General features: G+C 73.5%; 16 protein-coding genes and 1 pseudogene. 11 read left to right on the forward strand and 6 right to left on the reverse strand.

What is annotated here, in order from left to right; genetic code table 11:
- Nucleotides 1–5: 5 nt before the first annotated feature.
- A complete protein-coding gene (locus tag DVA86_RS12065; protein ID WP_208878044.1) occupies nucleotides 6–920 on the reverse strand; it encodes a sugar phosphate isomerase/epimerase family protein in 915 nt (304 codons plus the stop codon).
- 237 nt (nucleotides 921–1,157) lie between these two features.
- Here DVA86_RS12065 and DVA86_RS12070 point away from each other — a divergent pair, with 237 nt between their 5' ends.
- The 6 genes from DVA86_RS12070 to DVA86_RS12095 all read left to right on the forward strand — a co-directional run bounded on the left by DVA86_RS12070 (nucleotide 1,158) and on the right by DVA86_RS12095 (nucleotide 10,368).
- Entirely contained in the window at nucleotides 1,158–2,174 is a 1,017-nt protein-coding gene (locus DVA86_RS12070) for a 5-dehydro-2-deoxygluconokinase (RefSeq protein WP_208878046.1), read from the forward strand.
- Between the two features lie 50 nt (nucleotides 2,175–2,224).
- Nucleotides 2,225–3,112, forward strand: a complete 888-nt coding sequence (locus DVA86_RS12075; RefSeq protein WP_208878048.1) for a Cgl0159 family (beta/alpha)8-fold protein — start codon at nucleotides 2,225–2,227, stop codon at nucleotides 3,110–3,112.
- A 19-nt stretch (nucleotides 3,113–3,131) separates the two neighbouring features.
- Nucleotides 3,132–4,052: a 5-deoxy-glucuronate isomerase gene (gene iolB / locus DVA86_RS12080; protein WP_208878049.1), complete on the forward strand. Its 921-nt coding sequence runs from the start codon at nucleotides 3,132–3,134 to the stop codon at nucleotides 4,050–4,052.
- Nucleotides 4,049–5,998 carry a 3D-(3,5/4)-trihydroxycyclohexane-1,2-dione acylhydrolase (decyclizing) gene (iolD, locus tag DVA86_RS12085; RefSeq protein ID WP_208878050.1) on the forward strand — a complete coding sequence of 650 codons (1,950 nt, stop codon included), beginning with the start codon at nucleotides 4,049–4,051 and terminating at the stop codon, nucleotides 5,996–5,998. Before iolB ends, iolD begins: the two co-directional genes overlap by 4 nt.
- A gap of 137 nt (nucleotides 5,999–6,135) precedes the next feature.
- Complete coding sequence (locus tag DVA86_RS12090; RefSeq protein WP_208878052.1) at nucleotides 6,136–7,632, forward strand: CoA-acylating methylmalonate-semialdehyde dehydrogenase; 1,497 nt, start codon at nucleotides 6,136–6,138, stop codon at nucleotides 7,630–7,632.
- A 303-nt stretch (nucleotides 7,633–7,935) separates the two neighbouring features.
- Nucleotides 7,936–10,368: an FUSC family protein gene (locus DVA86_RS12095; protein ID WP_208878054.1), complete on the forward strand. Its 2,433-nt coding sequence runs from the start codon at nucleotides 7,936–7,938 to the stop codon at nucleotides 10,366–10,368.
- Here the strand turns inward: DVA86_RS12095 and DVA86_RS12100 are convergent.
- The 4 genes and pseudogenes from DVA86_RS12100 to DVA86_RS12115 form a co-directional block, all read right to left on the reverse strand.
- Nucleotides 10,365–12,524, reverse strand: a complete 2,160-nt coding sequence (locus tag DVA86_RS12100) for a xanthine dehydrogenase family protein molybdopterin-binding subunit (protein WP_208878057.1) — start codon at nucleotides 12,522–12,524, stop codon at nucleotides 10,365–10,367. The genes DVA86_RS12095 and DVA86_RS12100 overlap by 4 nt on opposite strands.
- A gap of 179 nt (nucleotides 12,525–12,703) precedes the next feature.
- Nucleotides 12,704–13,678, reverse strand: a pseudogene (locus DVA86_RS12105) (FAD binding domain-containing protein); the annotation flags it as partial.
- Nucleotides 13,675–14,277: a 2Fe-2S iron-sulfur cluster-binding protein gene (locus DVA86_RS12110; RefSeq protein WP_208878059.1), complete on the reverse strand. Its 603-nt coding sequence runs from the start codon at nucleotides 14,275–14,277 to the stop codon at nucleotides 13,675–13,677. The gene DVA86_RS12110 and the pseudogene DVA86_RS12105, both read right to left, overlap by 4 nt.
- A 393-nt stretch (nucleotides 14,278–14,670) precedes the next feature.
- Nucleotides 14,671–15,615, reverse strand: a complete 945-nt coding sequence (locus DVA86_RS12115) for a LysR family transcriptional regulator (protein ID WP_208878060.1) — start codon at nucleotides 15,613–15,615, stop codon at nucleotides 14,671–14,673.
- 73 nt (nucleotides 15,616–15,688) lie between these two features.
- On the opposite strand from DVA86_RS12115, the gene DVA86_RS12120 reads away from it, so the two are divergent.
- The 3 genes from DVA86_RS12120 (at nucleotide 15,689) to DVA86_RS12130 (ending at nucleotide 18,692) form a co-directional block, all read left to right on the forward strand.
- Complete coding sequence (locus DVA86_RS12120; RefSeq protein ID WP_208878061.1) at nucleotides 15,689–15,934, forward strand: hypothetical protein; 246 nt, start codon at nucleotides 15,689–15,691, stop codon at nucleotides 15,932–15,934.
- 151 nt (nucleotides 15,935–16,085) lie between these two features.
- Complete coding sequence (locus DVA86_RS12125; protein ID WP_342776353.1) at nucleotides 16,086–17,303, forward strand: glycoside hydrolase family 183 protein; 1,218 nt, start codon at nucleotides 16,086–16,088, stop codon at nucleotides 17,301–17,303.
- A 48-nt stretch (nucleotides 17,304–17,351) separates the two neighbouring features.
- The gene (locus tag DVA86_RS12130) at nucleotides 17,352–18,692 is read left to right on the forward strand and encodes a cation:proton antiporter (RefSeq protein WP_208878063.1); all 1,341 of its coding nucleotides are present in this window, start codon (nucleotides 17,352–17,354) and stop codon (nucleotides 18,690–18,692) included.
- Between the two features lie 172 nt (nucleotides 18,693–18,864).
- Here the strand turns inward: DVA86_RS12130 and nhaA are convergent, their stop codons facing one another.
- Nucleotides 18,865–20,280, reverse strand: coding sequence for a Na+/H+ antiporter NhaA (gene nhaA, locus DVA86_RS12135; RefSeq protein WP_245997599.1), 1,416 nt, complete (start codon nucleotides 20,278–20,280; stop codon nucleotides 18,865–18,867).
- Nucleotides 20,281–20,581: 301 nt separating this feature from the next.
- On the opposite strand from nhaA, the gene DVA86_RS12140 reads away from it, so the two are divergent.
- Both DVA86_RS12140 and DVA86_RS12145 read left to right on the forward strand, forming a co-directional pair.
- On the forward strand, nucleotides 20,582–21,712 hold the full coding sequence (locus tag DVA86_RS12140) for a PucR family transcriptional regulator (protein WP_208878067.1): 1,131 nt from the start codon (nucleotides 20,582–20,584) through the stop codon (nucleotides 21,710–21,712).
- A 613-nt stretch (nucleotides 21,713–22,325) separates the two neighbouring features.
- Complete coding sequence (locus DVA86_RS12145; RefSeq protein ID WP_208878068.1) at nucleotides 22,326–23,999, forward strand: vWA domain-containing protein; 1,674 nt, start codon at nucleotides 22,326–22,328, stop codon at nucleotides 23,997–23,999.
- Nucleotides 24,000–24,033: the final 34 nt, after the last annotated feature.

Consider the following 24,033-nt stretch of genomic DNA (forward strand, 5'->3'; position numbering starts at 1 on the left):
GGGTGTCAGGCGCCGCAGGAACGCAGGAAGCGGCGGGTGCGCTGGGCGATCGGCAGCGGCTGGTCGGGCGGGCACGGGTACATGTCCTGCTCGACGATCGCGAACAGGTCGACGCCGAGGCCCTGCGCGGCCGTCAGCACCGGCTCCATCTCGGGCACGCCGAGCGGCGGTTCGCACATCACACCCTGCCGTACGGCGGGACCGAACGGCGTGCCCTCGGCGATCACCGAGGCGAGGACCTCCGGGTCGACCTGCTTGAGGTGGAGGTAGCCGATCCGCTCGCCGTAGGTCTCGATGAGCTTGACGCTGTCGCCGCCGCAGTACGCGTAGTGCCCGGTGTCCAGGCAGAGGCTGACCAGTTCGGGGTCGGTCGCGTCGAGGAACCGTTCGACGTGCCGCTCGGTGTCGATGTGGGTGTCGGCGTGCGGGTGCACGACGATGCCCAGGCCGTAGTGCTCGCGTACGTCGCGGGCGAGCCGTTCCATGCCGGTGGTGAGGTGCTTCCACTGCTCCGCGGTGAGTTCGCTCGGCTCGATCAGCTCGGCGGTCTTGTCGTCGCGCCAGAAGGACGGGATGACGACGAGATGCCCGGCGCCCATCGCGCGGGTCAGCGCGGCGACCTGCGAGACGTGCGCCCAGGTCTCGTCCCAGACGGCCGGGCCGCGGTGCAGCGCCGTGAAGACGGTGCCGGCGGAGACCCGCAGGCCGCGCTTGCCGACCTCCTCGGTCAGCCGGTCCGGGTCGGTGGGGAGGTAGCCGTACGGGCCGAGTTCGATCCAGTCGTAACCGGACTGGGAGACCTCGTCCAGGAACCGGGACCACGGGACCTGCTGCGGGTCGTCCGGGAACCAGACCCCCCACGAGTCGGGGGCCGAGCCGATCCGCAGCCGGTCGAGGGCGGTGTTCGCGGGCAGGGGCATGGAGGGCACTCCTTCCTGTTCCTCTCCTCCGCCGCACTGGCGGCCCGCCGTGGGTCGCGGGCAGGACGGAGGGAGGCGCCGGGGCACGGCACCGTTGCACGATAGTGCCGGAACGCAGCTGGGTCTAGACGTCCATATGTAATGACATTGCATTGACAGGGGTGCGTACGGCGACTACACCTGTTGCTGTCGTTCGCCGCTCCAGGCTCCCCGTCCAGGCTCCCGGAAGGACGCTCCATGACCGAGACCTTCGACGTCCTCACGATGGGCCGGATCGGGGTGGACATCTACCCGCTGCAGACGGGAGTGGGGCTGGCCGACGTCGAGACCTTCGGGAAGTTCCTCGGCGGCTCCCCGACGAACGTGGCCGTGGCCGCCGCGCGCCTCGGCCGTACGTCCGCCGTGATCACGCGCACCGGGCAGGACCCGTTCGGCGACTACTGCCACCAGGCGCTCAAGGACTTCGGAGTCGACGACCGCTGGGTCACGGCCGTACCGGACGAGCCGACCCCGGTGACGTTCTGCGAGATCTTCCCGCCGGACGACTTCCCGCTGTACTTCTACCGCCGGCCCAAGGCGCCCGACCTGGAGATCCACCCGGACGAGCTGGACCTGGACGCCGTACGGGCCGCCCGCATCCTGTGGGTCACCGGCACCGGGCTGTGCGAGGAGCCGAGCCGGGCGGCGACGCTGGCGGCGCTCGCGGCACGGGACGAGCGCGGGACGGGCGGCGGAGGCGGCGCGGGCGGTACGGGCGGTACGGGCGGCGGCGGGGGAGCGGACCGTACGGCGACCGTTTTCGACCTCGACTGGCGCCCCATGTTCTGGCACGAAGGGCCCGCCGCGGCCCGCGAGGTGTACCGCGCCGCGCTCGCGCACGCCACCGTTGCCGTCGGCAACGTTGACGAATGCGAGGTTGCGACAGGCGTACGCGACCCCCGCGCCTGCGCCGAGGAGCTGCTCGCCGCAGGCGTCACCCTCGCCGTCGTCAAACGCGGCCCCGAGGGCGTGCTCGCCGTGCACCGCGACGGCACGAGCGCGGAAGTGCCCCCGCACCCCGTCGAGGTGGTCAACGGCCTCGGCGCGGGCGACGCGTTCGGCGGCGCCCTGTGCCACGGGCTGCTCGCCGGCTGGGAGCTCGACCGCCTCGTGCGGTACGCCAACGCGGCCGGGGCGCTGGTCGCCGGGCGGCTCGCGTGCTCGTCCGCGATGCCCACCGGCTCCGAGGTCGACGAGCTGCTCGGCGGGCGATGAGCCGCCTGTGAGCCGCCGCCGATGAGCCGCCGATCCCCTCTGGAGTCCTCGTGAGCATCAGCATCTCCGACCTGGTCACGGTGCGCGCCCAGCACCCCGAAGCCGTCGCGGAGGCGGCCGCGCGCCGCGCCCGCCGCCCGTTCCTCGGCGACAGCGGCCGGCTCATGATCGTCGCCGCGGACCACACGGCGCGCGGCGTACTCGGCGTGGGCGGGCGGCGGTTCGCCATGGCCAACCGGGCGGACCTGCTCGACCGGCTGTGCCGCGCGCTGTCCCGCCCCGGCGTGGACGGGGTGCTCGCCACCGCCGACATCCTCGAGGACCTGCTGCTGCTCGGCGCCCTGGAGAACAAGGTCGTCATCGGCTCGATGAACCGCGGCGGCCTCGCCGGCGCCGCCTTCGAACTCGACGACCGGTTCACCGGCCACCGCCCCCGTGACCTCCAGCGGCTCCGGTTCGACGCGGGCAAGCTCCTGCTGCGCATCGACTACTCCGACGAGGGCTCCCTGAGCACGATGCACGCCACCGCGCGCGCGGTGGACGCCATGGCCGCGCGCCGGCTGCCCGTGTTCGTCGAGCCGTTCCTCTCCCGCCGCGTCGACGGCCGCCCGCGCAACGACCTGAGCGCCGAGGCCGTCACCACCTCCCTCACCATCGCCTCCGGGCTGGCCGGCACCTCCGCGTACACGTGGCTGAAAGTGCCCGTCACGGCCGACCCGGACGAGATGGCGCAGGTCATGGCGGCCACGACGCTCCCCGCCGTACTGCTCGGCGGTGACGTCGGGGAGGATCCGGCGGACCAGGACGCGGCGTACGAGAGCTGGCGCAAGGCGCTGCGGCTGCCCACCGTACGGGGGCTTGTCGTGGGCCGTTCGCTGCTCTATCCGGTGGACGGAAACGTCGAGTTGGCCGTCGACACCGCTGTGGGACTGCTCTGAACACGGGAGGGTGTGGGACATGACGGACCAGGACTTCCACCGTCCGGCGGGCACCGCGGGCAGCGGCCCGTACGCGCTGGACATCGGCCCCCGCGACGCACGCTGGGGGTACTCCGCGCTGCGTGTGCTGGAGCTGCCGCCGGGCGGCGCGCACGAGTTCGCCGCGGGCGACAGCGAGTGGATCGTGCTGCCGCTGAGCGGCGGCTGCACCGTGACGGCCGGGGACGGGGAGGGCGGCGGGGAGGAGACGTTCGAACTGCACGGCCGGGAGAGCGTGTTCGCCGGTGTGAGCGACTTCGCGTACGTGCCGCGGGACGCGCGCGTACGGATCGCCAGCGGCGCGGGCGGCCGGTTCGCGCTCACGGGCGCGCGCTGCACGCGCCGGCTCCCGGCGCGCTACGGGTCCGCCTCGGACGTCGCCGTCGAGCTGCGCGGCACCGGCAACTGCTCGCGGCAGGTCAACAACTTCGCCGCCGCCGGCGCCTTCGAGGCGGACAAGCTGATCGCCGTCGAGGTGCTCACACCGGGCGGCAACTGGTCCTCGTACCCGCCGCACAAGCACGACGAGCACCGGCCGGGGGAGGAGAGCGAGCTCGAGGAGATCTACTACTTCGAGATCGCCCCGCACGGCGGCACCGAGGGCGTCGGCTACCAGCGCGTCACACCCTCCGGGCACGGACGGGGCACGGACGTCCTGGCGGAGGTGCGCAGCGGCGACACCGTACTCATCCCGGACGGCTGGCACGGCCCGTCGATGGCGGCGCCCGGCCACCACATGTACTACCTCAACGTGATGGCGGGTCCGGGGGTGGCCCGCGAGTGGCTCATCTGCGACCATCCAGATCATGCCTGGATCCGAGGCACCTGGGCAGACCAGCCTGTGGATCCAAGGCTGCCGCTCTACCTCGCACCGACGGCAGAAGGGCAGGGCGCGTCATGAACCCCACCGGTGACACGGGCGACACCGGCCGCACCGCGCGTACGGGCGGCGGCGCGGGCGGCGGCACCCTCCGACTCACCGTCGCCCAGGCGCTCGTACGCTTCCTCGCCGCCCAGCACACCGAACGGGACGGCCGCCGGCAGCGCCTCGTCAACGCCTGCTGGGGCATCTTCGGGCACGGCAACGTCGCCGGACTGGGCCAGGCACTGGTCGAAAACCGCGGACACCCGGGGGCCGAACTGCCGTTCCTCCAGGGCCGCAACGAACAGGCCATGGTGCACGCCGCCGTCGGCTACGCCCGCCAGTCCAACCGGCTGCGCGCCCAGGCCGTCACCACCTCCATCGGCCCCGGCGCCACCAACATGGTCACCGGCGCCGCCCTCGCCACCGTCAACCGGCTGCCCGTCCTGCTGCTCCCCGGCGACACGTTCGCCACCCGGCCCGCCGATCCGGTGCTGCAGCAGCTGGAAGTGCCGTACGCGGGCGACATCTCCGTCAACGACGCACTCCGCCCCGTCTCCCGCCGCTTCGACCGCGTGCACCGTCCGGAGGCGCTGATCCCCGCCGCGCTGGAATCCGTACGGGTGCTCGCCGACCCCGCCGAGACCGGCGCCGTCACGCTCGCGCTGCCGCAGGACGTACAGGCCGAGGCGTACGACTGGCCCGCGGACTTCTTCGCCGAACGCGTCTGGCAGGTGCGCCGCCCGCCGCCCGAGACCACCGCGCTCGCCGAGGCCGTACGCGCCGTACGGGCCGCCGCGCGCCCCCTGATCATCGCGGGCGGCGGCGTCCACCACAGCGAGGCCGAGGACGCCCTGCGCGAACTGGCCGACGCGACGGGCATCCCGGTCGCCTCCACCCAGGCGGGCAAGGGCGCGCTGCGCCACGACCACCCGGCGGACCTGGGCGGCATCGGGCACACCGGTACGGCCGTCGCCGACGACCTCGCGCGCACGGCGGACCTCGTCATCGGCGTCGGCACCCGCTACACCGACTTCACCACCGCCTCCGGCACGCTGTTCGCGGAACCGGGCGTCCGCTTCGTCAACCTCAACATCGCCCCGTTCGACACCCACAAGCTCAGCGCCCTGCCGCTGGTCGCCGACGCCCGCAGCGGCCTGGAGGCGCTGACCGGCGCGCTGCGCGGACACCGCGTCGACCCGGCGTACGAGGCGGAGTACCGCGCGGGCAGGGCGCGTTGGGAACGCAGCGTGGAGGCCGCGTACGACCACCGCGACGGCTCCGCGCGGCCCACTCAGACGCAGGTGCTGGGCGTGCTCGACACGGTGGTCGGCGACGACGACGTGGTGATCAACGCCGCCGGCTCCCTCCCCGGCGACCTGCACAAGCTGTGGCGCGCGCGGTCACCGAGGCAGTACCACCTCGAGTACGGCTACTCCTGCATGGGGTACGAGATCCCCGCCGCCATCGGCGTACGCCTCGCCGCCCCGGACCGCCCGGTGTGGGCGCTCGTCGGCGACGGCACGTATCTGATGATGCCGACGGAGATCGTCACCGCCGTCCAGGAGGGCCTCCCCATCAAGGTCGTCCTCCTCCAGAACCACGGCTACGCCTCCATCGGCGGCCTCTCCGAGGAGACCGGCGCCGAACGGTTCGGCACCGCCTACCGCTATCGTGCACCCGACGGCGACTACACCGGCGACCCGCTGCCCGTCGATCTGGCCGCGAACGCCGCGTCCCTGGGCATGGACGTCCTCCGTGCGGAGACCGTCGACGAACTGCGCGCCGCGCTCCGTACGGCACGCGCGTCCGACCGCCCCACCTGCGTGCACGTCGAGACGGACACGTCGGGCAGCGGGCCCGGCGCGCCGCCCGCGGAGGCATGGTGGGACGTGCCCGTCGCCGAGACGGCGGCGCGGCCGGCCGCGGTGAAGGCGCGCGAGGAGTACGAGCGGCGCGCGGCTGAGCGGCGGCGCCACCTGTAGTGCCGGGCCGTCCCTCCGTCCGCACACTCCGGCCTCTCCGCACACCTCCTCCCGCCTCTCCGTCCGCCGATCGTCGTCCCTCCGCCGACCGTCCTCCGTACGAAATCCGGCTTCCGTCCGTACGAAAGGTGCCCCTCATGAAGACACTCGGCCACTGGATCGGCGGCAAGCCCGCCGACGGCGCCTCCGGCGAGTTCGGCCCCGTCTACGATCCCGCCACCGGCGAGCAGACCACCCGCGTCGCCCTCGCCTCCGCCGACGAGGTCGACCAGGCGGTCGCCGCCGCCCGGGAGGCGTATCTCGACTGGGGCACCGCCTCGCTGTCCCGGCGTACGGCGGTGCTGTACGCGTACCGCCAGCTCCTCGACGCGCGCCGCGAGGAGATCGCCGCACTCATCACCGCCGAGCACGGCAAGGTCCACTCCGACGCGCTCGGCGAGGTCGCGCGCGGCATGGAGATCGTGGAACTCGCCTGCGGCATCGCCGACAAGCTCAAGGGCGAGCTCTCCACGGAGGTGTCGACGCGCGTCGACGTCGCCGCCATCCGGCAGCCGCTCGGCGTCGTCGCGGGCATCACGCCGTTCAACTTCCCGGCGATGGTGCCGATGTGGATGTTCCCGCTGGCTCTCGCCTGCGGCAACACCTTCGTGCTCAAGCCCAGCGAGAAGGACCCCTCCGCGGCGTACCGGCTCGCCGAACTCGCCGCCGAGGCGGGCGTCCCGGACGGCGTCCTGAACGTCGTCAACGGCGACAAGACCGCCGTCGACCGGCTGCTGGCACACCCGGACGTGGCCGCCGTCTCGTTCGTCGGCTCCACGCCCATCGCCCGCTCCATCCAGGAGAACGCCGTCCGGCACGGCAAGCGGGTACAGGCGCTCGGCGGCGCCAAGAACCACATGCTCGTCCTTCCGGACGCCGACCTGGACCACGCCGCCGACAACGCGATCAACGCGGCGTACGGTTCCGCCGGGGAACGTTGCATGGCCGTCTCCGTCGTCGTCGCGATCGACTCCGTCGCGGATGACCTCGTCGCCCGCATCGCGGAGCGCGCACGGCGGCTGCGGATCGGGCCGGGCACCGACCCGTCCGCCGAGATGGGCCCGCTCATCACCGCCGAACACCGCGAGAAGGTCGCCTCGTACGTGCACGGCGCGGCGGCACAGGGCGCGGACGTCGTCGTCGACGGCACCGGGCTGTCCGTGCCGGGCCACGAGAACGGCTTCTTCCTCGGCGTCTCCCTGCTGGACCGCGTACGGCCGGACTCGGACGCGTACCGGGACGAGATCTTCGGACCGGTACTGTGCGTGGTGCGCGCGGAGACGTACGACGAGGCGCTCGCGCTCATCAACGGCTCCCCGTGGGGCAACGGCACTGCCATCTTCACCCGCGACGGCGGCGCCGCCCGGCGCTTCCAACTCGAGGTGCAGGCGGGCATGGTCGGCGTCAACGTGCCGATCCCGGTGCCGGTCGGACACCACTCGTTCGGCGGCTGGAAGGACTCGCTCTTCGGTGACCTGCACATCTACGGCAACGACGGCATCGCCTTCTACACCCGCGGCAAGGTCATCACCACCCGCTGGCCGGACCCGGCGGACAGCGGCGGCATCAACCTCGGCTTCCCGCGCCACGACTGACCCCTGCGCGGGGAGCGTCCCCGGGGCCGCGTCCTCGGGGACGCTCCCCGCGGGGGCGGCCCCCCTGCCGGGACGGACCGCCGGGGTGTGGCGCCGCGCTGCGGCGTCTGTTGCGGGCGTTGGCAGGCGCCCGCACGCTGCCGCGCCCGCCTGCGGCGGATCCGGTCCGCAACCTCTTTCCGCCGCGGCGGTGTTCAGCCACGGTGGCGTTGTTCGGCGGTGCCGTACGGCCCATTCCGGGGTCGGCACACCGCCGGACTCTGTACGTCGTGGCTACGCGCCGTTGCGGCGGGGCGGCGGCGTATGAGCTGGCCGCGCGCGCTGCGCGAGACCGCGCGGTCAGGGATGCGTATCGAGCGCACCGCGCTCACCCCGTTCCTCGCCATCCGCGGGGCGTGCGGCGTCGCGCTCATCATCGGGCTCGCGTTGTGGCTCGGTTCGCCGACGCTCGCCGTCTCCTCCGCGTTCGGCGCGTTCGCCTCCGGTGTGGCCACGTTCCAGCGCAGTTGGCGGCCGCGGCCCGTGCTGGCGCTCGCGGCGGCGGGCGGGCTGGCGGTGTCCACGTTCGTGGGCTACCTGTGCGTGCCGTGGGACGCCGCGTTCCTCGCGCTGCTCGCCGTATGGGCGTTCGGCGCGGGCATGGCGTGGGGCGTCGGGCCGACGTCCGGGGTCGTCGCCGGGCTGACCGTGGCCGTGATGCTCGTCGCCGTCACCCTGCCCACGACCGTACTGGGTGCGCTGACGCACGCCGGGCTGATCGCGGCGGGCGGGCTCGTACAGGCGGCGCTGATCGTCCTGTTCCCCGTACGGCCGTGGGGCGACCGCCGTGACGCGCTCGCCGACGCGCTGGCCGCCGTCGCGGACTACGCGCGGCGCCTCCGGCACGACCCCAGCGCGCCGTTCGACCCGGAGCCGCTGATGGAGGCGCGCAAGGCCGCGGCGGTCACGCCGCGTCAGGCGCGCCGCCGTCCGCGCCAGTTGCAGGGCTACCGCGCGCTGGCCGAACGCTTCCGTCCGCTGCTCGCCTCGCTCGCCGATCCGGTGGTCGGCGGCGTACCCGCCGAGGGGCCCGAACGGGAGCGCGTACGCGCCCTGCTGGCCGCCGCGGCGACCGTACTGGACGCGTCGGCGCGCGCCATCCGGCGCGGGGAGCACGTCCGTATCCCCGAGAACGCGCTGACCGTCCTCCAGGTGCCGGAGTCCGGGCCGGTGCTGAGCGGGCCGGCGCGGAAGACCGCGCTGCGGCTGATCGCGTTGACGGACGACGCGGTGGAGGCCGCACAGGAGCCGGTCGAAGTGACCCGTACGCTCCCGGTGTTCGGATCGCGCACCGTCTGGATCTACGCGGACGAGCCGTCGGAGGAAGGGGAGGAGGGCGCGGAGGGCGACGGCCGCCTCCCGGAAGGCACACGCGCACGTGGCCGCTCGTCGGACCGCCGTCCCTACCAGCCGCCGCCCCCCGAAGCGCCAGAACCGCCCGAGCAGCCCGAGGGGAAGCAGGGGCAGCAGCGGGACCGGTCGCCGGGCAAGAGGACAGGCAAGGCATCCGCGCAACGTTTCCCGGCGCCGCGGCATCTCCACCGCCCCACCGTCCCCGGCCTGGTGCCCGTCGCCATACGCGCCCTGCGCCGCGAACTGCACTGGTCGTCGCCCGTGCTGCGGCACGCGCTGCGGCTGGCGGTCGTGGTCGTCGTCGGGCGCATAGTCGGCGCGCTGCTGCCCCCTGAGCACGGCTACTGGATTCCGCTCACCGCCGTCATGGTGCTGCGCCCCGATTTCTCGCAGACCTTCGAGCGCGGCGTCGCCCGCTTCGCGGGCACCGTGGGCGGCGTGATCGTGGCGGGCGCGCTGGTGGCGCTGGCGGACCCGGGCCCGTATCCGAGCGCGGCACTCGCCGTCGTCGCGATCGGGGCGATGTACCTGCTCATGCACACCGGTTACGCCCTCGTCTCCGCCTGCATCGCCGCGTACGTCGTGTTCCTGCTCGGCATCGCCGGCTCCGAGTGGGGCCAGACCGTACAGGAACGGGTGCTGCTGACCGCGATCGGCGGGCTGCTGGCGATGCTCGGCTACGCCCTCTTCCCGGCCTGGGAGACGCCCCGGCTGCGTGACCGGCTTGCCGACTGGCTGACCGCGAACGGGCGTTACGCCGTCGCCGTCCTCGACGCCTTCACGCGTCCCGCTGACCGCAGGCCGCGGCAGGTCCGCGACGCCCTGCTGGACGCGCGCGCCGCGCGTCAGGCGTGGGAGCAGGCGGCGGACCGCGCGGGCGCAGAACCCGTACGGCACCGCGGCCTCAACCGCCGTGCCGCGCGCGACGCGCAGCTGTCCCTGGTCACCATGGGGCGCGTCACGATGCTCCTGGAGGCGCACCTCCCGGAGCGCGCGCCCGCACCGGCGGAGCCCGCCGCGGAGGAGCCGTCCGCGCGGCCCGCGGGCGGCGCCGACGTGATGCGCGGCGCCGATGCGATGCGCGGCGGCGACCCGATGCGCGGCGGCGACCCGATGCGCGGAGGCGCCGCGTACGCCGCGGCGCTGTCGACGGCGGTGGCGGCCAACTCCCGGGCCGTACGGGACGAACGCCCGCTGGACTGGGAACCGGTGCGCGCGGCGCTGGAGGACTGGCGTACGGAGTGCGGCATGGCGGACCCCGTCGCGCTGCGGGCGGCGGAGCTGCTCACGGACGCGCTGGAGGAGTTCGGCTCGGCGGTCGCCCCGCGCCGCCCCCGCGGCTAGCGGAGCAGCTTGTCCGGCGTCACCGGCAGATCACGTACGCGGATGCCCGTCGCGTCGTGTACGGCGTTCACCACGGCGGCCGCCGCACCGACGATGCCGATCTCGCCGATGCCGCGCGCACCCATCGCGTTGGCGTGCTCGTCCGTCTCGTCCAGCCAGGTGGCCTCGATGCCGCAGACGTCCGCGTGTGCGGCGATGTGGTAGCCGGCCAGGTCGTGGTTGACGACGTGCCCCGTACGGTGGTCGAGGACGCCGTGCTCGTGCAGTGCCATCGACAGCCCCATCGTCATCCCTCCGATGAACTGCGAGCGCGCCGTACGGGGGTTGATGACGCGACCTACGGAGAACACTCCGAGCATCCGCGGCACCCGGATCTCCCCGGTGTCGACGTCCACCCGCACTTCGGCGAACTGCGCGCCGAAGGAGTGCATCGCGAACCGTTCGGCGTCCGGGTTCTCCGGTGTCGAGCCCAGCGTCTGCGCGCCCGGCTCCGGTTCGTCGCCGTGCTCCATGCGGAAGGCGCGTACGGCGGCCACGACGGTGGAGCCCCATGACGCGTTGCCCGAGGAGCCGCCCGCGACGGTCGCCGACGGGAGGTCGGTGTCGCCGATCTCCACCGTCACGGTGTCGAAGGGCCGGTCCAGCGCGTCGGCGGCGATCTGGGTGAGCGTCGTCCAGGTGCCGGTGCCGAGGTCGGCGGCCCCGATGCGCACGGTGTGGCGGCCCTCGCCGTCGTAGCGTACGAGGGCCTGCGAGCCGCGCGACGCGTAGTACGGGTACGTGGAGGCTGCCACGCCCATGCCGACCTGCTCGTTGCCCTCGACGTGCGAGCCCGGCGCCGGGCTGCCGCCGGTCCAGCCGAAGCGGCGGGCGCCCTCCCGCAGGCACTCGACGAGGTGGCGGCCGGACCACGGCTTGCCGGTCTCGGGGTCGGCCGGCGGGTCGTTGCGCACGCGCAGTTCGACGGGGTCGAGGCCGCAGGCGGCGGCGAGTTCGTCCATCGCGGCCTCCAGGGCGAAGATGCCCGGGGCCTCGCCCGGTGCCCGCATCCAGGACGGGACGGGCACGTCGAGGGCGGCGAGCCGGTGGGACGTACGGCGGTTCGGCGCGGCGTACATCATCCGGGTGCCGCACGCCGTCTGCTCGGCGAACTCCTTGACCGTCGCGGTGTGTTCGACCACCTCGTGCGCGATCGCCGTCAGCCGCCCGTCCGCTCCGGCACCGAGCCGCAGCCGCTGGATGGTGGGCGTACGGTGGCCGGCCAGCGGGAACGTCTGCTGCCGCGTCAGCGCGAGCTTCACGGCCCGCCCGGGCACCGCGCGGGCGCACAGTACGGCGAGCACGTCGTGCGCGTGCGGCATGCCCTTCGACCCGAAGCCGCCGCCGACGTGCGGCGACGTCACGCGCATCTGCTCCGGGCGCAGCCCGAAGAGCGGTGCGAGGGTCTTGCGTGCGGGGTGTGTGCCCTGCGTCGAGGCGTACAGGGTGAGCCGTACGCCGCCGTTCCCCGGCCCGCCCTCCGCCGATCCGCCCTCCGCCGGTCCGCCGCCCTCCGCGGGGTGCCAGACGGCCACCGCCGTGTGCGGCTCCAGCGGGTTGTTGTGCTCCATCGGCGTGGTGTACGTGCGGTCGACGGTCACCGCGGCGGACGCCAGCGCCGCGTCCACGTCGCCCTCGTCGGTGTCGGAGGCGAACGCCGGGTTGACCCGGCCGGGGGTGTACAGCGCGGGGCTGTCCGCCCGCAGTTCGGTGTCGTGCGGCTCCTGGTCGTACTCGGCGCGTACGAGCGACGCGGCGTGCCGCGCGGTCTCCGGCGTCTCGGCGACCACCGCGGCGATGAACTGGCCGCGGAACGCCACCGCGTCGGACTGCAGCACCGCCAGTTCGCCGTCCTGCTCGTCCTTCAGGTCGTCGAGCCGTCCGGCGTTCCGGTGCGTGAGCACCGCCACCACCCCGTCGGCCGCCTCGGCGTCCTCCGTGTGCAGCGCGCGGACGCGGCCGCGCGCGATGGTGGACTGCACGGGGTGCACGTAGAGCGGCGGTCCGGCGTCGGGCCGCCGCTCGTACGCGTACGGCGCGGTCCCGGTCACCTTGGCGTGCCCGTCGAGCCGCGGCAGCGGGGTGCCGACGGCCCGGGATGTCGCTGCGGCGGTCATCGGCCGTCCTCCTGCGTCGTTCCGTGGGTGGTGCCGTCGCCGTGCGCAGAACCGCCCCCGTGCGGAGAACCGCCTCCGTACGGAGGGCTGTTCCCGTACGGGGAGGCGTCCCCGTAGGGCGCGCCGTCTCCGTACGGGCCGCCGTCCCACTGGGCGGCGCTTCCGTCCGCCGAGGGCCCGGTGAGGTCGCGGAGCACGGCGATCAGCGTGCGGCGGGCCATCCGCACCTTGAACTCGTTGCCCTCGTACGGCCGCGCCTGCGCCAGCTCCGCGTCGGCGGCGCGGGCGAACACGTCCTCCGTCGCGGGCGACCCGAGCAGCACCTCCTCGGCCCGTGCCGCGCGCCACGGCTTGTGCGCGACACCGCCCAGCGCGACGCGTACATCCCGTACGGTGCCGCCGTCCACGCTGACCGCGGCGGCCACGGAGACCAGCGCGAAGGCGTACGACCGGCGGTCGCGGACCTTCCGGTACGTGGAGCGGCGCGCGAACGGGCGGTCCGGCAGCTCGACGGCCGTGATCAGCTCGCCGTGCCCCAGGACGGTGTCGCGGTGCGGCGCGTCACCGGGCAGCCGGTGCAACTCGGCGAGCGGCAGGGTGCGTTCGCCGCCCGGCCCGAGCAGCACGACGGAGGCATCCAGCGCGAGCATCGCCACGGCCATGTCGGACGGGTGGACGGCGACGCAGTGTTCGGAGGCGCCGAAGAGGGCGTGGTCGCGGTTGTGGCCGCCGATGGCGGAGCAGCCGGAGCCCGGTTCGCGCTTGTTGCACGGCGTGCTCGCGTCCTGGAAGTACGGGCAGCGGGTGCGTTGCAGGAGGTTGCCCGCGGTTGTTGCAACGTTGCGCAACTGCCCGGAGGCGCCCGACAACAGTGCGCGGGACAGCGCCGGACAGCGGCGCCGTACGAGCGGGTGCGCGGCGAGGTCGCTGTTGCGTACGGAGGCGCCGATCCGCAGGGCGCCCGCGCTCGTCTCCTCCACCTCGTCGAACGGCAGCCCGGACACGTCGACCAGCAGGTCGGGCCCGGTGATGCCGAGCTTCAGGTGGTCCACCAGGTTGGTGCCGCCGCCGAGGAAGACGGCGCCGGGGCGCGCGCTGACGGCGGCGACGGCCTCGGCGGGGTCGCCGGCGCGTACGTACTCGAAGGGGATCACGAGGCCGCCTCCCGCTGCTCCTGCCGGTCGTCCTGCGCGCCTTGCGGGTGCTGCGCGCTGTGCGCGCCGTGCGCGCGCTGGTCCCGCTGCTCGCGGAGGGCGGCGAGGATGTTGACGTATGCACCGCACCGGCACAGGTTCCCGCTCATCCGCTCGCGGATCTCCGCGTCGTCGAGCGCGGCGGGTCCGCTGCGGGCGAGGTCACCCGTGACATGGCTGGGATGGCCCGCCTCCGCCTCGTCCAGCATCCCGACCGCGGAGCAGACCTGACCGGGCGTGCAGTAGCCGCACTGCAGCCCGTCGTGGTCGAGGAACGAGCGCTGCACCGGGTGCAGCTCACCGTCCCCGCCGTCCCCGCCGCCCAGGCCGGCGGCCGTGACCACCTCGGCGCCGTCGTAGGCCACCGCGAGCGCCAGGCAGCTCAGCATCCGCCTGCCGTCGGTCAGCACGGTGCAGGCGCCGCACTGGCCGTGGTCGCAGCCCTTCTTCGGCGAGGTCACCCCGAGCCGGTCGCGCAGCGCGTCGAGCAGGGTGGTGCGGGTGTCGACGGTCGGGGACCGTTCCTCGCCGTCGACGCGCAGGGTGATCCGGGCATCCATCGTCGCCTCCCAGCGGCGCTACGTCGCTCCGTCGTCGCTCCGTGTGGTACTCAGCGCGCTGAGTACCACGCATCTGCCGGTCCATACGACATCCGACATCCGGTCGGCGCGATCCGCACGGTATGCGCGGCCGACCGCGCGGCCCGCCTCCAAGCCTGTCCGGCGCGCCTCCAAGCCCGTCCGGCGTTTGAGACGGCCCTGAGCCCACGAGCAGCCGCGGTTGAGGGCGGTGCTCACCCGATCAAGTTCGTCCGGCGTTTGAGGACGGACCCCGGCCACAACGGGCCCGCGTCCGGCGGGCTTTGGGTGGCGAATCGGGCCATCGGCCGCGGCACGGCCGCTCCGGTTCGTCCTCGATCGCCGGACGGGCTTGGTGGGTGGCCCAGGCCGTACTTACGCGCCGGACGGGCTGGAGAGGCGCAGGTCGGGCCGTGCATCCAGCACGGCCGCCACCGCCCGCAGCCCCCGCTGGATCAGCGGCTGCTCGCGGCTGCCTCGCCGTACGCAGCTGACGATCCGCCGCGTGGGCACGAGCCCGCGCGTCAGCGGCACCCGTACGGCTGCGTGCTGCTCGGGTGTCTCGGCGAGGCGCGGCATCAGGGCGATCCCGAAGCCGTTGCTGACGAGCGTCGAGATGGACGACCACTCCATCGCGTAGTACTGCGAGATCCGCAGCGAGAAGCCCGCGGCGTTGCAGTTCGCGAGCACCCGCTGGTAGTGGTCGCAGGTGCCGGGCCGCGGGACGATCCACGACTCGTCCGCGGCGTCCGTCAGGCTGACGCCGTCGCGTCCGGCGAGCGGGTGTCCGGGCGGCACCAGCAGGTCCAGCGGTTCCTCCAGGATCGGCCGCTGGTCGAACCGGGACTCGTCGGGCGGAGCGGCGTCGTCGGTGGGCGCGATGAGGGCGAGGTCGGTCTCGGTGGACGCGAGCATGTCGTAGCCGGTGTCGGTCTCGCAGGTGGACAGCTCCACCGTGAGGTCCGGGCGGCTGTCGCGCAGCCGTACGGCGGCGGGCGCGAGCAGCCCGCTGAGCGCGGTCGGGAAGCCGCACATCCGCAGCAGCCCGGCGGTCCCGTCGCGGTACGCGTCCAGCGCGGCCTCCGCTTCCTCCCAGCGGGCGAGCATCGCGTCGCCGTGCTCGATCACCAGGTGCGCGGCCGGGGTGAGCCGGATGCGGCGGCCCTGCGGCTCGATGAGCGTGAGCCGCAACTCCCGGGCCAGCTCCCGCAGATGGTGCGAGACGGCCGACGGCGTCAGGTGCAGCGAGGCGGCGGCCGCGGTGACCGTGCCGTGCTGGTGCACCGCCCGGAGGGTCTGCAGTCTGCGCAGGTCAATCATGAAACCATTTTGCACATACGGTTAAGGAAACTTGCAATGGACCGCAACGGTCCGCCGCGCCGACACTGCACACATGACCCCGATCCACGCCCCCGAGGCGACCGAACGCAACCCCGGACCCGACCCCGTACGCAACCCGGAGCCCGACCCCGTACGCACCCACACCGAGGTGTCCCGGCACCGCACCAGCGAAGGCATCGTCATCTGGTGCCGCTGCACCGCCTGCGGCCGGCTCCGCGCCCTGCTCGTGCCCGACTTCCCGCACGTACGCCCTGCCGCGGCGGGCACGCGCACCCTGGACTGCCCGGGCTGCTTCTAGCGGCCGCCCGTTTCCCGTTCCGCTTTCCGGTCCGTCGCCCGTTCCCGTTTCCCGTTCCGGTGTCCTCCGTCACTTGACGCTCCGCTGACGCCGCGGCCACGTATGCTCCCGCCTGATGATGCGGCGGCGGACGGCAATCGGCTCGGGAGCCGTGGTGCTCCTCGTGCTCGCCCTGGCGGCCTGGGCGCTCACGGACTCCGGGGGCGGCCGGGCCGAGTCGTGCGGCGGTCTGAAGCCCACCGGGTGGCAGCCGGACGACACCATGACCCAGGAGTTCGCGCGGTACGGCAACGACAACACCCGTACCGACGACTGGACAGGCGGCGACGGAACCCGCTCCGTACGGCTGCCCGACGGGCGCACCCTGTGGCTGTCCGCCGACACCTTCCTGGACCGGATCCATCCCGGCGGCCAGCGCGTGCCGCACCCCTCGTGGGTACGGAACTCGGCGCTCGTCATGGCGCCCGACGGCCGCCTCGACCGCACCCTGACCGGTGCGCCCGGCAGCGACGGGCGGCCGTCCGCGCTGTTCCCCGGCACGGTCGACGGCTCCGGCAAGGAGCTGTGGCGCTGGCCGGTGCAGGCCACGGTGGAGCCGCGCAGCCCGGGCTCGGCCGAGCAGGTCGTACGGGTGCTGCTGTGGCAGCGCGAATCGGGCCCGCCGCCCTGGGTGTTCGGGGTGCCGCGGGCCACCGAGGTGGCCACGCTGTCGCTGCCCGACCTGCGGCTGGAGGGCATCGCCCCGCTGTACCAGCCGGACGCCGGGACCGATCCGGCGCAGCGCGTGCTCTACGGCACCTCGGCCGTGCGGGACGGCGGCTGGACGTACGCGTACGGTGCCGACGAGCGCGGCGTACAGGACGGCGGCCCCTCCCGCGCGTACGTCGCGCGCGCCCCGCACGGATCGCTCGCCGACGCGTCCGCCTGGCGCTACTGGAACGGCTCCGACTGGACCGCCGACCCGGCCGCCGCGGCGCCGCTCGACTTCGGCGAGCAGCACGGCAGCGCGACCAACACGTACACCGTCGTACGCCGCGGCGACAGCTGGCTGCTGCTCACGATGGACGCGGGCGGGCCGGACGGGAAGGCGTCGCAGAACGTCGTGTCGTTCTGGGCCTGCGCGCCGAACGGCCCCTGGCACGGCCCCGACACGGCGAGCGAACCCCCGCTGCCGCCCGGCGGCAAGGAGGCGGACGCGACCGCGTACAACCCGCAGGGGCACGCCGAGTTCAGCGCCGGCAACGGCGATCTGCTGCTCGGCTACGACGTGAACGTCCTGAGCGACCCCGGTGCGATCCACCGCAACGTCGATCTCTACCGCCCGCGCTTCCTGCGCCTCGCCCTCGGCCCTGCCGACAGCGGGGGTTAAGGTGCCCCGAGTCGATTTTGCAAGAACTTGGTGCGGGGGGCTGCGTTCGTGGTACTGGTCATGGTGTTCGGGGCGGCGCTGCTCGTCGCCGTACTGTTGTCAGGGCTGGCGGCCCGTTCGGTGCTCTCCACGTCACTGCTCTTTCTCGTCGGCGGCGCACTCGTCAGCGACGGTTTCCTCGGCCTGATCCACATCACGCCGGAGAGCGATCTGGTGCGCGTCACCGCCGACCTGGCGCTGTTCGCGGTGCTGTTCACGGACGGCATGCACGTGTCGTTCCCCGAGCTGCGCAGCCGGTGGAAGAACCCGGCCCGCGCGCTCGGCCTGGGCATGCCGCTCGCCTTCCTGGGGATCGCGCTGCTCGCGCACTTCCTGGTCGGGCTGGACTGGACGACGTCCTTCCTGGTGGGCGCGGTGCTGTCGCCGACCGACCCGGTGTTCGCGTCGGCCATCGTCGGGCGCAAGGAGGTCCCGGCGCGGCTGCGCCAGCTGCTCAACATAGAGAGCGGCATCAACGACGGGCTCGCGCTCCCGTTCGTCCTGATCCTCATCGCCGCCGCCGGTCCGACGGCGCATGCCGAGGACGCGTCGTTCGGCACGATCGCCACCGAGCTGGCGCTCGGCCTGGTCTTCGGCATCGTGCTGCCGCTGGTGATCAGCTGGCTCGTGCGGTTCCGGCTGCTGGGCGCCGAGCCCAAGCTGCAGCCGCTGCTGCCGCTCGCGATCGGCGTCTCGCTGTACGCGCTGTGCCACCTGACCCACGCCAACCCGTACCTCGCGGCGTTCAGCGCGGGCGCGGTGCTCGCGGCCGTCTCGCCGAAGGCGAAGACGGCCTTCGAGCCGCTGGGCGACTCGCTCGCGGAGCTCGCCAAGTTCGCTGCGCTGCTGGTCTTCGGCGCGCTGCTGACCCCGGACCTGTTCGGCGAACTGTCCTTCGGCGGCTACGTGGTGGCGGTGCTGGCCATCGTCCTGATCCGGCCGGCCTCTCTGATGCTGTCCCTGGTGGGCACGGAGTTCGACCGGCGGGAGAAGCTGACCGCGGCCTGGTTCGGGCCGAAGGGCTTCGCGTCGGTCGTGTACGGGCTGCTGGTGCTGCAGGCGGGGATTCCGCAGGGCGAGGAGGCGTTCACTCTGATCGCCGTCACGATCGCGTTCTCGATCATCGCGCACAGCAGTACGGACGTTCCGATCGCCCGGCTCTTCGACGTCGAGGAGCTGGTCGGCATACCGGACGACGGGGCCGGTCCGCGCTGGCCGCTCGGCTCGAAGCAGATCAAGTCCCGGGCGGAGGTCATCGCCGAGGCGGATCCGGAGCCCGGCGCCCAGGCGCGGACGGAGCCCAAGTCCCAGGCGGGGAAGACGGACGCCGAGGCCGCGGACCGGGACTGACCCCCGGGCCTGCGGACGGACGGCGCGGGCCCGTTCACCGTACGGCCCGCGCCCGCCCTCGCTCCGTACGGGCCTTGCTCCCGCTCCGTACGGATCCCGTTCCCGCTCCGTACGGAGCTCGCTCCGTACGGATCCCGTTCCCGTACGGCCCGCGCCCCCGTACGGATCCGCCTCAGGTGGTGCGGCGGCGGGTGCCCGCGTCCCGCTCCTCCGGCTCCGCCTGGGCCTTGCGCGCCGCGGCCTCCGCCGCCTCGCGCTCGGCGCGTGCCCGCGCCTCCGCGCGCCGGACGGCCTCGGCGGGGCGCGCCTCCGGGTCCTCGTCCTGGTCGATGTCGGCTATCCCGTCCAGGTCCTCGTCCCGGGTCTCCGCCTCCCACATACGCCGGTACTTCGCGTCCCGCATCTTCAGCAGCACGCACGCGCACACGGCGGAGATCAGGGAGCCGACCAGCACGGCGGCCTTCACATGCTCCGTGACCACCTCGTCGGTGAAGGCCAGCTCGGTGACCAGCAGGGACACGGTGAACCCGATGCCCGCGAGCATCGCCACCCCGGCCACGTCCGACCAGGACAGCTCCGGATTGAGCCGGGCGCGGGTGAAGCGCGCCGCGACGTACGTACCGCCGAAGACGCCGACGAACTTGCCCGCGAACAGCCCCAGGACCACGCCCAGCCCCTCGGGCTGCCGTACGGTCTCGGCCAGTGCCGAGCCCGACACGCTGACCCCGGCCGCGAACAGGGCGAACAGCGGCACCACGACGCCCGCGGACAGGGGCCGGATGGCGTGCTCGATCTTCTCGGCCGGTGAGACCTCCTCGGCCGGCTCACCGTCCGCGCCCTTGCGCAGGTGCACCCGCAGCAGCATGCCCATGGCGACGCCGGCGATGGTGGCGTGGACGCCGCTGTTGTACATCAGGCCCCAGATGAGCAGCGCCAGCGGCACGTACACGTACCAGCCGCGCACCCGCGTCCGGTGGTGCAGCACCCAGAACAGCACCAGGCCCGCGAGGGCGCCGGCGAACGCGAACCAGTTGAGGCTGGAGGTGAAGAACACCGCGATCACCATGATCGCGCCGAGGTCGTCCACGATGGCCAGGGTCAGCAGGAACGCCCGGATGCCAGACGGCAGGTTCGTCCCGATCACCGCGAGCACGCCGAGCGCGAAGGCGATGTCGGTGGCCATCGGCACCGCCCAGCCGTCCATCTGGCCGCCGCCGGCGACGTTCACCGCCACGTAGAACAGCGCGGGCACCGCCATCCCGCAGAACGCCGCGATCACCGGCAGCGCCGCCGCCGCGGGTCTGCGCAGCTCGCCGACGAGCAGTTCGCGCTTCAGCTCGATCCCGGCCACGAAGAAGAAGACCGTCAGGATGCCGTCCGACGCCCAGTGCGCCACCGACAGGTCGAGGCCGAGCGCGGGGATGCCGAAGTGGTAGTCGCTCACCGTGTCGTACGCGTCGCTGAGCGGCGTGTTCGCCAGCAGCAGCGCCACGACGGCCGCGACGAGCAGCACCATGCCGCCGACGGTCTCGGTGCGCAGGGCGTCGGCGAGGCGGCGCCGTTCGGCGGGTGAGGGCAGACCGAACAGCGAGGTCTCGGAAGGCTGCGCGCTCTCCGGATTCTGCGCGTTGTCCGGGGTCCGGTGGTCGGAATTGGGCGGCACAGGGCGCTCCTGGACTGTGTGCGGACAGGACAAGGTCACTGCCGACCAGACTTCCCGGCTCCCCTTTTTTTGATCTTGGTGTTGTTCTCACACCGTACCTCGCACCTGCGGCCTTGCCACAAGAGCGCCTTCTCACACCCGGCCGGATGACCTGGTGCGCTCCGCTCCCTTACGCTGAGCGCCGCGACCAGAGCCGCCCGGCGGGCGGCCGTACTCCGGGGGACGGATGACCGTACGGGCAGGGACAGCAGGAGGACAGGGCGGGATCCCCAGCAGCTTCCTCGGCGACTACGCACAGCTCCTGGCGGAGGTCTCGCAGACCGGACGCCTGCCGCGCCGCGACGAACTCGACGCGCTGCGCGCCCTGGGCGAGCAGTCGGCCGAGAGCGGGCACGGTCTGCGCGAGCTGTTCGGGCTGTACGTACGCGAGACCCGGCGGCTGTGGAGCACCCTGCCCGGTGTCGCCCGGCCCGCGGACGCCGGCGAGCGGGCGCGCACCGGCGACGCCCTGCTCGCCGCCCTCGACGCCGCCGTGTCCGCGCTCGGCGACGGCCACGAGCGCGCGCAGCGGATCGCGATGCGGCAGGAGGAGGGCGAGCGGCGGGAGTTCATCGACGACCTGCTGTACGGCCGCAGCGACCTCGGCCGTCTCGCCGAACGCGCCCAGCGCTTCGGCCTCCAGCTCGCCGACGCACACTCGGTGGCGGTGGCGGTGAGCGCGGAGAAGTACGACGACGTCCACCCCGCTGTCCGGCTGATCCAGCGCGAACTCCTCGGCCGCTTCGGAGAGGTGGACGTGCTGCTCTCCACCAAGGAGGGCCGCCTGGTGTGCATCGCCGCGAGCAGCGAACGCCGGGTGCTGGACGTCTTCGCCTCGCTCGCCGAGAAGCCGGGCCCCGGCTATCCGGACGCCGAACGGGTCGCGATCGGACGCGCGCACAGCGGCGCGGGCGGAGTCGTACGGAGCTACGAGGAGGCCGTCGGCGCCCTGGACCTCGCGGACCGGCTCGGCCTCCAGCCGGTCCGCCTGAACGCCTCCGAACTGCTCGTGTTCCCCGTCCTGCTGCGCGACCGCGAGGCGATGGCCGACCTCGTACGGACGGTCCTGGAGCCGCTGACCAGCGCGCGCGGCGGCGCGGAACCGCTCCTGGAGACCCTCTCGGAGTGCGCGGCGGCCGGCTACGTCAACGCGGAGGCGGCGCGGCGGCTGGGCGTGAGCGTACGCACGCTCTCGTACCGGCTGGAACGCATCCGGCTGCTCACGGGGTACGACCCCGGCGACGCGCTGCACCGGTACACGCTGGAGACCGCGGCGATGGGCGCGCGGCTGCTGGGCTGGCCGTCGAACGGGCTCTGACGGGCTGACGGGCTCCGGCGGGTCGACGGGCTCCGGCGCGCTCAGGCGTACTCCCGGGTCGTGCCGCGACCGCACACCCGCGCGAACCAGGCAATCACGCGGCGAACGCCCCGCCCGTACGCACCGGCTGCACGGGCTCGTACCATCCGCCCCGTACGCGTCGCCGCGCTCTGGGGCCGGCCCCTTGGAGCGGCTGCGCCGATGCCCTCACCCCCGTCGAGGGCATCGGCGCCTACGTCGCCCACCAGCATAAACAGCCTGCCGAACGGCGCTGCCACCGGCACGAGGCCGGACACCGCGACGGATGGGAACAGTAGAGTACGCAGCGGACCGACTGTCGCCCGTACCCACGCCCTGTGCGGTGTGCCGTCATCGTGACACGCACGGTGGCCGCGCTTCATTGCCAGGGTCCGGCAGTCTTTACGTCTCACTTATCTCCTGGGCCGCTCACCGGAGCGGGCAGCTCCGCAACCGATGTCTCAAACGTCCCCCTGAAGCCGCCTGTTGCCGCATCGCAACGCTTCCGTGACGCCCGGCCCGGGTCCGCCCCGCCGCGCCGTACGTCACATTCGCGTACTGACGAGTGCGGCCGAAAGGCCGGAAGGGGGACCGTATGCGGCACCGGGGGCGACAACTGGCGGCGGTACTGCTGGCGGGCGGCGTACTGCTCGCCGGCTGCACGAGCGGCGGGGGAGACGGCAACAAGGAAGCGGCGACGGACCGTTCGGGCGCCCGGCAGGACGCGCCGCTGCCCGGCGGTTCGGGCGGCACGCCCGACGGAGCGCAGGAGAGCGGCGAACAGGACGAGCGGGAGGCCGAGGCCGTTCCGCCGCCCGATCTGCGGTCCACCTTCGCGCTGGACGTCGACACGGCGTCGTACGGCTACGCGAAGCGCACCATCGAGGACGGCAGGCTGCCGGCGGCGGACACCGTACGGGCCGAGGAGTTCGTGAACAGCTTCCGGCAGGGCTATCCGCAGCCGGAGGGTGACGGATTCTCGGTGACCGCGGACGGCGCCCGTGTGGACGGTGGCGGCGGAGACGACGACAGCCCGGAGGGCACGGAGGACGGGGGCGGCTCGTACGGTGACGACTGGTCGCTGCTCCGGGTCGGACTGGCCACCCGTGCGGAGAGCGAGGGATTCGCCAACCGGCGCGCACCGGCGGCGCTCACCTTCGTCATCGACGTCTCCGGTTCGATGGCGGAGCCGGGACGGCTCGACCTCGTCAAGTCGTCGCTGCGGACGATGGTGGGGCAGCTGCGCGCGGAGGACTCCGTCTCCCTGGTGACCTTCAGCGACGACGCCCGCACCGTGCTGCCGATGACGCGGCTCGGCGACGACGGGCAGCGCGACGAGATCCGCGACTCCGTCGACGAGCTCGAACCGCGCGACAGCACGAACCTCGCCGCCGGAATGCGCACCGGATACGAGGAGGCCGTCGAGGGCAAGCGGAAGGGCGTCACCAACCGCGTGGTGCTGCTGTCCGACGCGCTGGCCAACACCGGTGACACCTCGGCGGACTCCATCCTCGACAGCGTCGCCGCACACCGCGCCGACCACGGCATCACCCTGTTCGGCGTCGGCGTGGGCAGCGACTACGGCGACGCCCTGATGGAGCGGCTCACCAACAAGGGGGACGGGCACACCACTTACGTGTCCGGCCGTACGGAGGCGGAGAAGGTGTTCGTCGAGCAGCTGCCGCGCAACATCGAGCTCCGCGCGCGCGATGCCAAGGCACAGGTGACGTTCGATCCGGACACCGTCGAGGAGCAGCGGCTCGTCGGCTATGACAACCGCAGGGTCGCCGACGAGGACTTCCGCGACGACAGCGTGGACGGCGGCGAGATCGGCCCCGGACACACCGTCACGGCGCTGTACGCGGTCCGGCTGAAGGAGGGCGCGGAGGGTGACGTGGCGACCGCCGCGGTGCGCTGGCTGGACCCGGACTCGCGCGAACCGCACGAGGAGTCGCAGCGGATCGGCACGGAATCGCTGAACGACGCGCTGTGGGGGTCCGAGGGCGCGCCGGGGCTCCGTACGACCGCGGCCGCCGCGTACTTCGCGGAGGCGCTGCGCGGCGAGGGTGACCTGCCGGGCGCACCGACGCTGGGTCAGCTGGCCACGTACGCGCGGGACGCGGCCGCGGACTCCGAGGACAAGACTGTCTCGCAGCTCGCGGAGATCATCCGCCGTGCGGACGCGCTGGGCGGCCCCGAGGAGACCGCCGAACCGTACGCGGAGCCGTACGGAAACGACGGCGGCGACCACCCGTACGGCGTGCGCTGAGCGTGCCGCAGCCCGCGCCCCGGGGGAGGGCGCG

The organism is Streptomyces armeniacus (genome assembly GCF_003355155.1).
Classification (GTDB): domain Bacteria; phylum Actinomycetota; class Actinomycetes; order Streptomycetales; family Streptomycetaceae; genus Streptomyces; species Streptomyces armeniacus.